We start from the raw sequence: 11,470 nt of genomic DNA on the forward strand, positions 1-11,470 counted from the left end.
CCCGGCACACCCCACCGCCGACCGGCAGCGTCCAGTCGACCGATGCGCCACGGAGCTGGTCGGCGGCGTCAGGTGGACCGACGCGCCTCGGCAGCTAGGTTGCAGCGTCCAGTCGACCACGGTGCCTCGAAGGCGGGCCGGCAGCGCCCAATCGACCCATGCGCCTCGGCAGCGAGTGGGTGGCGTCAGGTGGATCAGCGCGCCTCAGCAGCGGGTCGGTGGCGTCAGTGCATCGGTGTGCCTCGGAGGTTGGTCGGTGGTGTCAGGTGGACCAGCATGCCTCCGCAATCCTTAGTCGACCAGCGCGCCTCGGAGGTCGGCTGGTGGTGTCAGGTGGACCAGTGCACCTCCGTCTCCGGCCGGTAGCGGCACGTCGAGCCGGTGGACACCGAAGCGCGCAGGTGGGCCGCCAGCTCCGGATGGCGCTGGTCGAGCTGGCGAAGCGTGTTGCGGATCCGGTTGGTGACCGCCTTGCGAGCACGCTCGGCCTCGTCCCCGAGACGGCGAGAACGACCGCCCAGACCGGTGGCCGCACGCAGCTCGTCCAGCAGCGCCTGCCGCTCCACGTCGAACTCGGCCGCACGACGCTCCTCGCCCAGCCCCACCGCCCGCTCGATCTCCTCGTCCAGTAACTCCAGCCGCCTGCGGTAACGCGCCCTGGCCTCCTCATCCAGCACGTCGTCACCGCCCATGCCGCGCGCCGCGACCACCACCTCACCGCCCGCCGGGTCGAGCAGCTCCACCGCAGGCACGTCGCTACCGGGGCGGGCGAGCAGGACGCGCAGGTCGGCGAGGCCCTTGGCGTCGGGCAGGTGCACGGTGCGGCCGGCGAAGGCCAGGGTCCACACCTCCCCGTCCAGGCGGAAGGTGTTGGCGGTGCCGGGGCGGGGGAGGCGTACCAGCATGCCGAGCTCCGCCGCCTCCCGCTCCACCTGCTCGATCAGCGCCGAGGCGTCGTCGCCGCGCGCCTGGAGGGCGCGCGCCAGTTGGGCCCGTGACTCGACCGACCAGGGCCGCGCGCCCAGGACGTCCGCCGCCCGGTAGGCCGCGGTGAAGCCGGCGATCGCGTCGTCCCAGCGTTCCTGAGCCGCGTCCAGCACGGCGGCCCAGTGGACGTACGGGCCCTCGATGGTGACGGTCGCGGTGACGCCCCACTGGCCGATGTACGGGGAGATCGCGGCGCGGACGCGTTCGCAGAGCACCGGGTCCTTGGAACGGGCCGCCGCCTGCGCCTGGAACCTGAGCCACAGCGGCGCCATCCAGCGCAGGTACTGCTCACCCGCCGCCATGATCTGCGCCAGATGCCGCACGGCCGCCTCGCCACCGTCGCCCTGCCACATAGCCGTCCCGCTGCCGTCTCGCCGCCGCGTGGTTGTCTCGTTGCCGCCGCTCTGTCGCGCGGACGTTTTGCTGCCGTCGCTCTGTCGTATGGCCGTCTTGCTGCCGTCGCTCTGTCGCGCGGCTGTCTCGCTGACGTCGCCGTGCCGTGCCGCTGCCGTCGCCAGGTCGTCCCGTTGCACTGCCGTCACCGCCCGGAAGAGCGGGACGTGCTGGCTGCCCGCCTCCTCCATCTCCGCCAGGACGGCGTCGGTCACGTCGAAGCGGCCCCTGAGCAGGGCGGCTGACCAGCGTTGCATCCAGCGCAGGTCCTGCCTGCCGATGCCGGGCTGCTCGCCGAGGTCGTAGGCGGCGTCGATGTGGGTGTCCGCCTCGTCGAAGCGGCCGGTGAGGGTGGCGAACATGGCCCGGAGTACGGCGGCCTCGTGCTGGAACAGGGCCAGCCCCGCGGAGTCCGCCCGGGTGGTGAACGCGCGCTGCTCGGCGAGGCAGCGGGGGTCGCCCAGCTCCAGCAGGGCTCCGACGCGCCAGGAACGGGCGGTCAGGTCGAGCTGGTCGTCGCCGTTGCGGGCGGCCACCGCTGACAGCTCCGTCGTGATCGCCAGGCGTTCGGCCGTGGTGCCTGGGTCCCAGATGACGGCCAGCCTGGAGAGGAGGCTGTAGGCGAGCGCTTCGTCGTCCGCACCGTGTCTGGCCAGGTCGGCGGCCACCTCGGTCAGCTCACGCGCGGCGGCGTTCAGCCGGTTGTCGTCGCTCTCACGGAAATCGGCGCTCGTGCCTTCGCCCGCGCTCAGCCCCTGGCCTGCGCCCAGCTCTCCGCCTGCGCCCAGCTCTCCGCCTGCGCTCAGCCCTCCGCCTGCGTGCGGCCCTCCACCTGCGCTCAGTCCTCCGCCTGCGTGCAGTCTCCCGCCCGCGCCCAGCAGTGCGTGATGGGCGGCGTGGGCGAAGTCGGTCCAGCGCCCCTGCCCCGTGGCGCACACGTCGTGCAGCTTCAAAGCCGCGACCGCCAGCAAATCGGGCGCCCCCAGCCGACGGGCGACCGCAAGAGCCGCCTCCAAACTGCGTCCCCCCGCAACACCGTCACCCGCGCGGTGCTGTGCCACGCCCAGATCGAGCCCGATCAGCGCCCGCCGCCGCGACGCGGACTCAGGTGTGAGCTCCAGCGCCCGCCGAAGGTGCCGCACAGCCTCCTCATCCGCCATCCGCCCCTCGGCATCCCGGGCCGCCGCCACGAGCAGGTCCACCGCGTCGGGCGCACCGGCCAGGTAGGCGTGATGGGCGCGCACGGCGGGCGGCGCCGTGCCGAGCGCAGCCAGGGCGGACGCGTGGAGGGCGGCCCGGCTGGGCGCGTCCAGCGAGGCGTAGAGCGTCTCGCGCACTAGGTCGTGCACGAACGAGTGGCGCCCGGAGCCGTGCGAGACGACGAGCTTGGCCGCGACGGCCTGTTCGAGCGCCTCGACGACGGGCAAGGCGGGCCGCAGAGCCGAGACGAGGGCGTCCTGGGTGAACTCGCGCCCCAGCACCGCCGCCATCCGCAGCACCTCCAGCACCCCGCCCGCCAGCCGTGACAGCCGCCGCCGGACCGCCGCCTCCACACCGGGTGGGATGGTGGCGAGCGGGCTGCCGCCCTGCCACAGGCGGGCCGTCTGCTCCACGAAGAACGGGTTGCCGCCCGTGCGCCGGTGGATCTCGGCGACCAGCTCCGGCTCAGGAAGGTCCAAGCCGGTCGTACGGGCCACCAGCCGCCGCACGCCGTCGGGATCGAGGCCGGTCAGCGTCACGGTGGTGGCCTTGGCCTCGAGTGGGAGGCCGGTCAGCTCGCCGTCGCGGTACGTGCCGATCACGAGCAGCCGCTCGGACCAGGCGTGCCGCACCACGAACTCCAGCAGCCGCAGCGACGCGGCGTCGGCCCAGTGCAGGTCTTCCAGCACGACCACCACGGGCTGCTCCCGCGAGGCGTCGACCAGCAGCCGCGTCACCGCGTCGTAGAGCTGGAACACCTCCGCGTCGGCCCCGGCGAGGCTCTGCGGCGTGGCCCCGGGCGCGAGCTGCCTGACGACCTGCACCCACGGCCAGTGGCCCGGCGCGCCCTCGCCCTCCCAGCAGGCGCCGGTGAGCAGCCTGGCGCCCGCGCGGACGGCCTCCGCGGCGGCGCTGGCCACCAGCGTGCTCTTGCCGATGCCGGCCTCGCCCGTCACGAGGACCAGCGCCCCGTGGCTGATCAGCGCGCGCTCGATCTTGCCGCGCAGGATGGCGGCGGGGCGTTCGCGTCCGATGAGCGTGGTCATGGCGGGAACCCTACGGGGCCGCACCGACAATCCGGGGACTGTGAAAGTTTCAGCGGGAAGCCCCAGGTCGGCAGTGGTTCTCGACCGCGTGATTTGACGGCCGGTCAAGGGCGTGCGATCAAGTCTCGTGCGTGGGCGTCCCGCCCCGGTGGGCGTGCGCGACGTACGGCGAGACTGGCGAGCCGGGCCTCGAGGAAGCGCGCCCTTTCTCGAGGCCCACGAATGTTAGCGCTACCAGAACGGAGGACCGGCGTGAAGAGACGCGTGAGACGCCTGGCCGTCCTGCCCATCCTGCTCATCTGCGGCTTCCTGTTACCAGCCCGCCCGGCCCTGGCGGACACGAACGTCGCCACGACCGCGACCCCCACCGCCTCGTACACCTCCCCCTGGGAGAGCGTCGCGGCGATCAACGACGGCATCGACCCGCCGAGCTCGAACGACACCGCCAACCGCCGCTGGGGCACCTGGCCGAACACCGGCTCCCAGTGGGCCGAGCTGACCTGGAGCGCCGCCCAGCCGCTCATCTCCGCCGAGGTGTACTTCTTCGACGACGGCGGCGGCGTGCGCGTCCCGTCCTCGTGGAAGCTGCAGCGCTGGACAGGCAGCACGTACGCGGACATCCCCGGCGCCTACCCGACCGCCGTGAACGCCTACAACAAGGTCACCTTCGCCTCGGCCGTCAGCACCGCCCGGCTGCGCGTCGTGCTGCAGAGCGGGCAGGGCTCCGTCGGCCTGCTGGAGGTCAGGGCATGGACCGCGGGCTCGCCGGGCGGCACCGGCTGGAACCCGCCGAGCAACCTGGTCACCCCGCTGAACGAGGTCTGGCAGCACCAGGAGAGCACGTACCCGAACCTGTACGGCTTCCGCAACTACGGCTGGGACCAGGTCATGGCCAACGGCGGCTCGATCAACTATTGCGTCCGCTGGGACAGCGGCGCTTCGGTGACCGCCGCCCAGCGCGACCAGATCCACGCCACGCTGGCCCGCCAGTTCAAGAAGTGGATGGACCTCATGGTGGGCCATAACGGCTGGCCGTACAGCAGCGTGCCGGTGAAGGTGGTGGGTTGGGCCGTGCGCGACCGCGCACAGCTCCAGTGGAGCGACACCTCCGTGGACGTCTACGTCGGCGACATCCGCGAGAACGCGCCCCAGTGCGCGGAGGCGTGCGGCCGCTTCTTCAACCAGAGCGGCACCTACCCGAACTGCCCGGGTGGCGCCTCGCACCACTACGACATGTCGCTGTGGCTGACCGCCGGCTTCGGCGGCGGCGCCGGCGGCGACTGGGGGCAGCGGATCGGCAGCGAGTACTACCTGTCCAATCTGAACGCCGACAACGTGCACATCCTGCTGCACGAGATGGGGCACTCGTTCGGCCTGGACGACTTCTACGACTGGACGCCGACCGGCGTGTGCTGCTTCCTGATGAAGGCGGGCAGCGCGTCGTCCATCACGGAGTTCGACGCGTGGATGTTCCGTGACTGGTGGCGGCATCTGAAGAGCCGCTACGGGTTGTGAGCTTGCGAGCAGGGCCGCGGCGCGGCGTGCGGGACTGGTGCCGGACATCGGTGCCGGCCGTGAGCACCAGGACGAACGCCGCGCCGCGGGTCTCAGGGGCGGCCCCGGTCAGTGACCGGGCCCGCGTGCGTGCCGGTCAGCGCTGGGCGCAGCCGGCGGAGTCCACCGAGCCGATCGGCACCTTGACGCCGATGCCGGCCGCGTCGATGTCCTGCACGCAGAGGTTGTTGCCGTTGAGGACGCTGTTGCCGTTGAGCGCGTCGATGCCGCTGGGCACGTTCGCTGCCGCCGGTCCGGCGACGGCGGCGAGCGCGAACGCGCCGGCGAGGGCGAGGGTGGCGATGCGGGCTGATTGACGCATGAAGATGCCTCTCTGTGATGGAGGGGGCCGTGGTTTGTCCTGTGTTGACTTTGCCGATCGCGACAGTTACTCAACGTAACCAGCGGTTACGGTGTGCTGTCAGAGCTGCGATCGAGGGCTGCCGAACCCGCAACCCCCTTTCGTGCGTCTAAGGCGCGCGTCACTGCTCTGAACTGCGGAAATCGGTATCTGACCGGACGCCCGCTCAGCGGGCGCTGCTCCGGCGGGGACGCAGCTCCGTGGGCAGGACCACCGTGGCCGGACGGGCGGCGGGCGCGGTGATCCGGTCGGCCAGGAGACGGGCGGCCATCCGGCCCAGCTCGTACGTCGGCTGCGCCACCGTCGTGAGCGACGGCCGCACGAGATCCGCCCACGGGATCTCGTCGAACCCGACCAGCCCCACCTCCCCTGGCACCTCCACCCCCCGGTCGGCCAGGCACCGCAGCGCCCCCACCGCCATCAGGTTGCTGGCCACGAAGACCGCGTCGGGCCGCGCGGGGGACGACAGCAGCGCGGCCATGGCGTCGTAGCCGCCCTGCTCGCGGAAGTCCGTCCTGACGACCACGGGCGCGCCGCCCAGAGCGGCGGCGTAGCCGCGCAACCGCAGGTCGGCGGTGCTGACGCCCTCCGGCCCCGTGACGCAGGCGACCCGCGAGTAACCCGCGTCCAGCAGGTGACGGGTGGCCGCGCGGGCGCCCTCCTCGTTGTCGACCACGACCGTGTCGACGGCCCCGCGCGGCAGTTCACGGTCGATGGCCACGACAGGGACCGGCGAGTCGAGCAGGCACCTGGCCGCCTTGACGCTGCCCGAGGAGGCGATGATGACGCCCGCCATCTGCTCGCTCAGCGCCGCCGCCACGTACGTCTCCTCCTTGGCGGGGCTCTCGTCGCTGTTGCACAGCACCACCGAGTAGCCGGCCTGCTGGGCGACGTCCTCGATGCCGCGGACCGTCGAGGTGAAGAACGGGTTGCCGATGTCGGGCACGATCACGGCCCACAGCGTCGTACGGCTGCGGCGCAGGTTGCGCGCCACCGCGTTCGGCCGGTAGCCCAGCTCGCGGACCGCCGTCAGCACGCGCGCGACCATCTCGGGATCGACGGTGCGCCGGCCGTTGAGCACCCGGGACACGGTGGCCGCGGAGACGCCTGCCTCGCGGGCGACGTCGTAGATCGTGGGCATCGCAGCAAGTGTCCACCATCGGCGGCGACCTGCGCGCCCAGACGCTCACGCGGAATCGATTTCCCGGCCGAGCGCTTCTTCAGGGGGCATCCTAAAAATGGCTTGTGGGGATGTGGGATTTATCGAACTTTCGCCACTATCAGCCTTCCCGATCAGGGGACCATCGAGGTGGCATTTCGCCTGAGGAGTCACCCTCCTGCCCGTTTGATTGCGGGATGCCTCCGAATCGCCCAACTCGACAGACTGCGGACCTTCCGCGGCGACAGCTGCCGGCACGAGCGGCATGACCTCACACCGCCCCTGTCCCTCGGACCTGTCAGACGTCCGCTGAGCGTTACTCGAACCGGTCCTCAGCACCTGGCGAGCCGCACGCATGCAGGCCCGCAAACAAAGCGGCAGCTTTTTGCGGCGAAAGAGTTCGTAGAGAGAACGTGACGAGGCAGGTGTTCCGTCCGCAGGATTCCTTCGCGGTATGGTTATCATCTCAATTGAACGGGTCTGCGCGCCAGTCCGAGGCCTCAGCGAATAGTCCCTCGGGGATGACCATGAACGAATTTGATCTCGACGAGTCTGTGAGCCTGGAAGAACTCATCCGGCGAACTCGGAAGATCCTTTGGAAGATACCCTCCGCGCGACGATTCATCCAGGCGCTCGAAGTGGAGGCCGAGCAAGAAGGCGAAACCTACGTCAGCATGTTCGAATATCTGCTCGAGGTCGTTGCCGAAGTGTTTATGCCAGCCGTGGAGGATGACGACAAGGACGTAATCGGCTCCTTTCTCGGCATCTGTGAAGAGCTTCTCGGTATGAACAGCAGCCTCCTCAGAGAAAGCGTCGACGATCTCGTGGCGAAGCTGCTCATTCGAGATCATCCTTATCTGATACCGCAGAGCGGGCCGCAGCTACAGGAACTTATCGCCACCCATTGAGGCGCTTGGGAGCCGCTGTCCGCCCAGGCTTTGGTGATCATGGGGTAGGTGTGGCTGGTCGACGGGTCTGCGACGGTGATCCCGGCTCGTGTGCGGGCCTGCGGACGGCGTGAGGTCATGCCTCAGGCCGGACGAAACTGAGACGAACCCCGACAAGCAATCTTCAGATGGCCCTCTCGGGAATCCGAAATATGCGTACTGACCTGCCAAGCCCTCCAGCGCTCCGTACCCATGAGAGGGTGAGCGGCAGTTGACCATTCGACCGACGAGTGAGGATCCCGTGCCTTCGAACCAGGCTGAAGACGCCGGCGGCGTGCGCAGCGTGCAGCGGGCGTTCGACATCCTGTCGCTGCTCACCGAGGACCGGCGGACGCTGACGATCCGCGAGGTGGTGGACGAGACGGGGCTGGCCAAGACCACCGCCCTGCGGATGTTGCAGACGCTGGAGCACATGGGGCTGCTGTGGGCCACGCCGAAGGGCTATGCGGCGGGCCCGGCCCTGTGGCGGTGGGCGCACCTGGCCCGCAACGCCTGGGAGCTGCCGCCGGAGACCGTGCAGCTCATGCGGGAGCTGGGCGCGCGGCAGCGGGAGACCGTCAACCTGTACGTGCTGCGCGACGTGCACCGCGTCTGCATCGCGCAGCAGGAGAGCCCGCAGCCGCTGCGGCACGTCGTGCGCGTGGGCGACGAGCTGCCGCTGTGGGCGGGCGCGTCCTCGAAGGTGCTGCTCAAGGACGCGCCGGAACGGCTGCTCGAACGGGTGGCGCGCGCCTCGCCGTACGGGGAGGGGCATGTGGCGACGCTGCGGGAGTGGGCCGCGCGGACCGAGCACGACGGGTACGCGATCAGCCACGGCGAGCGCGAGCCCGGGCTGTCGGCGGTCGCCGTCCCCGTGACCGGGGGGTCGAAGGCGACGGTCGCCGCGCTCACGCTGAGCGGGCCGACCGTGCGCTTCACCGACGAGCGGGTCGAGGAGTTCAGGGCGGACCTGATGGAGGTGGCCAGGCGCATGTCGGAGCGCGGCTTCGAGCATCCGCTCACCTGACCGGACGGGACGGGGGCGGCACCAGGCAGAGCGTCACCAGCGACGACAGGAGCGTCACCGCGCACGCGGCGTTGAGCGCCACCGGCAGGCCCGACAGCTCGCTCAGTGCCGGGCCCGCGAAGGCGCCCGTCATGGTGGCGGCGGCCTCCACGGTGAGGAACACGGCGGTGACCCGGCCGAGGAGGTGGCCGGGGGTGGCGCGCTGCACGTACGTCTGGATCGCCACCAGCACCGTCACCCCCGGCAGCCCGAGCAGCGCGGCGGCGGCCAGCGCGGCGGGCAGCGAGGTGCTGTTGAACAGCAGCAGGAAGGCGGCGCCGACGAGTGCCTGGGCGACGGAGATGACGCGTCTCGGGGCGAAGCGGTCCACCAGGCGGCGGCTGACGGGGGCGCCGAGCAGGAAGCCGAGGCCCAGCGCGGACAGCAGGTAGCCCACCTCGGCGCTGCCGCCGAGCCTGGCGACGCCGAAGGGGATGAGCAGGGCGGTCAGGGCGGCGTTGGCCAGCAGGTACACGCCGTCGGCGGCGAGCAGCGCGCGGGTCGCGGGCGCCCGCCACACCGTCCGCAGCCCTTCCCCGACGAGAGACCGCGCCGGCTTCTCCTTGACGGCCCTGGGCGAGGTGCGGGCGATGGCCAGGGCCGCGAGCAGCCCGGCCGCCGCCGCTGCCGCGACGACCGCGCCCACCCCGGACGTGGCGAACAGCAGCCCGCCGAGCGGCGGCCCCGCCAGCCCGACCACCCCCGTGGTGACGGCGCTGACGGTGTTCGCGCTGGTGAGGGCGGGGCCGGTGCCGACGACGGCCGGGATGTGCGCCCGGACGGCGGGACGGAAGAACACCGAGGCCAGCCCCTGCCCCAGCACCGCCACGTACACGAGCCAGACCGTCTCCGGCGTCCTGGCGAGCAGCACGACGGACACCGCCAGCACGTGCACCAGATTGGTGGCGATCATCAGGCGGCGGCGGTCCCACCGGTCGGCCAGGACGCCGGAGACCGGCCCCAGCAGCAGCGACGGCAGGTGCTCGAACGCCAGCGTGACGCCGGTCGCCAGCACCGAGCCGGTGACGGCGTAGACGTGCGCGGGGACGGCGACCACCAGCATGCCGCTGCCCAGCCCGCCGGCGGCGCCCGCTGCCCACAGGTGCCGGAAGTCGCGGTCGCGCAGGGCGTGGGCATGCGGCATCGCCGTTCCTCCTCGTCGGGGAAATTATTCTCACAAGAGAGAACAGGCTGCCGATTATTCTGTCAAGATAGCCCTGTGGATGCTGTGGAACTGGGCCGGCGGCTGCGCGCCCGCCGCGCCGCACTCGGCCGCACCGTCGCCTCGGTGGCCGCCGACGCCGCGCTGTCGGTCCCGTACGTCGCCAACCTCGAGAACGGGCGGGGCAACCCCACCGTCTCCGCCCTCGACCGGCTCGCCGAGGCGCTCGGCACCCGGCTGGTGATCACCCTCGACGGCACGGAGCCGGGCGCGCCTGTGCCGCCGCCGTCCCTGGTGGAGTTCACGCGCGGACGCCGCTTCCGCCGCGCGGCCGGGACGCTGGCGCAGTCGCTGGGTGAGGACGACACGGCGGTACGCGCGAAGCTGGCGGGGGCGCTCGCGGCCGTGGCCGTGCCGCTGGGGCGCGACCTCGGCGAGGGGGACTGGCAGCGACTGCTGGACGCGCTGGTGCTGATCCTCGGGTGTCCGGCGGGCGAGTGACGGATCATGGGGCGCGCGGCGGATCCTCGGCTGTCTCGCGAGCGGGTCGCGGCGCTAGCGTGGGGACGTCAGGGCGTCCAGGGCGCGATCGACGTCGTCCTCCGTCGTGTACACGTGGAAGCTGGCCCGCACCCTGCCCGCCCGCACCGCCGCCCTGATCCCGGCCGCCTCCAGCCGCTCGCCGGGCGCGTCCACCGAGACGATGGCCGTGTCGGAAGGCGGCAGGCCGAGGCCCGCACGGAAGCGGTTGGCCAGGGCGACGTCGTGGTCGCGGATGCGCTCGACGCCGAGCTCGTTCAGCAGCTCGATGGCGGGAGCGGCCCCGACGTAGGAGAACCAGGCGGGCGACAGGTCGAACGCCCGCGCGTCACCGGCCAGCCGCAGCGGCGGGCCGTAGTAGGAGCCGCCCTCGTCCGCGCCGCCGTACCAGTTGGCGGCGAGCGGGCGCATGCGCTCGCGCAGCGACGGCGACAGGTAGCCGAACGCCGCTCCGCGCGGCGCCATCAGCCACTTGTACGCGGCGCAGGCCAGCGCGTCCACACCCGTGACATCGACGGGGAGCCAGCCGCACGCCTGCGAGGCGTCCACGATGACCAGCGCGCCATGGTCGCGGGCGGCGGCCACGATGTCGGCGAGCGGCGCCACGTACCCGGTGGCCGACTGGACCAGGCTGAACGCCACGGCGGCGGTGTCCCGCGTGATCGCCTCGGCCAGCCGGTCGGCGGGCACCGTCTCGACCTCGGCCGCCACCGCCCAGGGGAACAGGTTGCTGGTGAACTCGACCTCGGGCACCACCACCTTGCCGCCGGACGGCAGCGCGGTCGCCACCACGGACATGATCTGGGACACCGTCGAGCTGACACTCACGTCGGCTGCCGGGGCTCCGACCAGGCGGGCGAACGCGGTCCTGGCGCGTCCGACGGAGGCGTCCCAGGGTTTCCAGTCGGTGTCGCCGTGCCGCCAGTCGGTCAGGACGGTCTGGAGCTCCTCGAAGGCCCGGCGCGGGGGGAGGCCGTAGGAGGCGGTGTTCAGCCAGCCTGGGGTGGCGTCCCAGAGCTTGGCGGCGGTGGTGATGTCCATGGTCTTCAGGGTAGAGGGGCGCCGCTGCGAATCTA

Annotated in this window: 9 protein-coding genes; 4 read left to right on the forward strand and 5 right to left on the reverse strand. The window is 71.8% G+C overall.

Going from position 1 to position 11,470, the window contains the following annotated elements:
* Window positions 1-329: 329 nt before the first annotated feature.
* Window positions 330-3,626 (reverse strand): ATP-binding protein, encoded by a 3,297-nt coding sequence (locus ABD331_RS45510; RefSeq protein WP_344489894.1) that lies wholly within the window; start codon window positions 3,624-3,626, stop codon window positions 330-332.
* A gap of 252 nt (window positions 3,627-3,878) precedes the next feature.
* On the opposite strand from ABD331_RS45510, the gene ABD331_RS45515 reads away from it, so the two are divergent.
* Entirely contained in the window at window positions 3,879-5,141 is a 1,263-nt protein-coding gene (locus tag ABD331_RS45515; RefSeq protein WP_344489897.1) for a hypothetical protein, read from the forward strand.
* Between the two features lie 136 nt (window positions 5,142-5,277).
* Here the strand turns inward: ABD331_RS45515 and ABD331_RS45520 are convergent, their stop codons facing one another.
* Window positions 5,278-5,502, reverse strand: a complete 225-nt coding sequence (locus ABD331_RS45520) for a hypothetical protein (RefSeq protein WP_344489900.1) — start codon at window positions 5,500-5,502, stop codon at window positions 5,278-5,280.
* Between the two features lie 205 nt (window positions 5,503-5,707).
* The gene (locus tag ABD331_RS45525) at window positions 5,708-6,682 is read right to left on the reverse strand and encodes a LacI family DNA-binding transcriptional regulator (RefSeq protein WP_344489903.1); all 975 of its coding nucleotides are present in this window, start codon (window positions 6,680-6,682) and stop codon (window positions 5,708-5,710) included.
* A gap of 539 nt (window positions 6,683-7,221) precedes the next feature.
* Here ABD331_RS45525 and ABD331_RS45530 point away from each other — a divergent pair.
* Both ABD331_RS45530 and ABD331_RS45535 read left to right on the forward strand, forming a co-directional pair.
* Window positions 7,222-7,608, forward strand: coding sequence for a hypothetical protein (locus ABD331_RS45530; RefSeq protein ID WP_344489906.1), 387 nt, complete (start codon window positions 7,222-7,224; stop codon window positions 7,606-7,608).
* A gap of 280 nt (window positions 7,609-7,888) precedes the next feature.
* A complete protein-coding gene (locus tag ABD331_RS45535) occupies window positions 7,889-8,653 on the forward strand; it encodes an IclR family transcriptional regulator (protein ID WP_344489909.1) in 765 nt (254 codons plus the stop codon).
* Here the strand turns inward: ABD331_RS45535 and ABD331_RS45540 are convergent.
* Window positions 8,646-9,836 carry an MFS transporter gene (locus ABD331_RS45540; protein WP_344489918.1) on the reverse strand — a complete coding sequence of 397 codons (1,191 nt, stop codon included), beginning with the start codon at window positions 9,834-9,836 and terminating at the stop codon, window positions 8,646-8,648. The genes ABD331_RS45535 and ABD331_RS45540 overlap by 8 nt on opposite strands.
* Window positions 9,837-9,911: 75 nt before the next feature.
* On the opposite strand from ABD331_RS45540, the gene ABD331_RS45545 reads away from it, so the two are divergent.
* Window positions 9,912-10,355, forward strand: a complete 444-nt coding sequence (locus tag ABD331_RS45545; RefSeq protein ID WP_344489921.1) for a helix-turn-helix domain-containing protein — start codon at window positions 9,912-9,914, stop codon at window positions 10,353-10,355.
* 54 nt (window positions 10,356-10,409) lie between these two features.
* Here ABD331_RS45545 and ABD331_RS45550 read toward each other — a convergent pair whose 3' ends face one another.
* A complete protein-coding gene (locus ABD331_RS45550) occupies window positions 10,410-11,435 on the reverse strand; it encodes an aminotransferase class V-fold PLP-dependent enzyme (RefSeq protein ID WP_344489924.1) in 1,026 nt (341 codons plus the stop codon).
* Between the last annotated feature and the right edge of the window lie 35 nt (window positions 11,436-11,470).

Source organism: Nonomuraea monospora (assembly GCF_039531895.1).
Classification (GTDB): domain Bacteria; phylum Actinomycetota; class Actinomycetes; order Streptosporangiales; family Streptosporangiaceae; genus Nonomuraea; species Nonomuraea monospora.

Coding starts and splice junctions, on each gene's coding strand:
- ABD331_RS45540 (WP_344489918.1), bottom strand. CDS start 9,836: ATGCCGCATGCCCACGCCCTGCGCGACCGCGACTTCCGGCACCTGTGG.
- ABD331_RS45510 (WP_344489894.1), bottom strand. CDS start 3,626: ATGACCACGCTCATCGGACGCGAACGCCCCGCCGCCATCCTGCGCGGC.
- ABD331_RS45520 (WP_344489900.1), bottom strand. CDS start 5,502: ATGCGTCAATCAGCCCGCATCGCCACCCTCGCCCTCGCCGGCGCGTTC.
- ABD331_RS45550 (WP_344489924.1), bottom strand. CDS start 11,435: ATGGACATCACCACCGCCGCCAAGCTCTGGGACGCCACCCCAGGCTGG.
- ABD331_RS45530 (WP_344489906.1), top strand. CDS start 7,222: ATGACCATGAACGAATTTGATCTCGACGAGTCTGTGAGCCTGGAAGAA.
- ABD331_RS45525 (WP_344489903.1), bottom strand. CDS start 6,682: ATGCCCACGATCTACGACGTCGCCCGCGAGGCAGGCGTCTCCGCGGCC.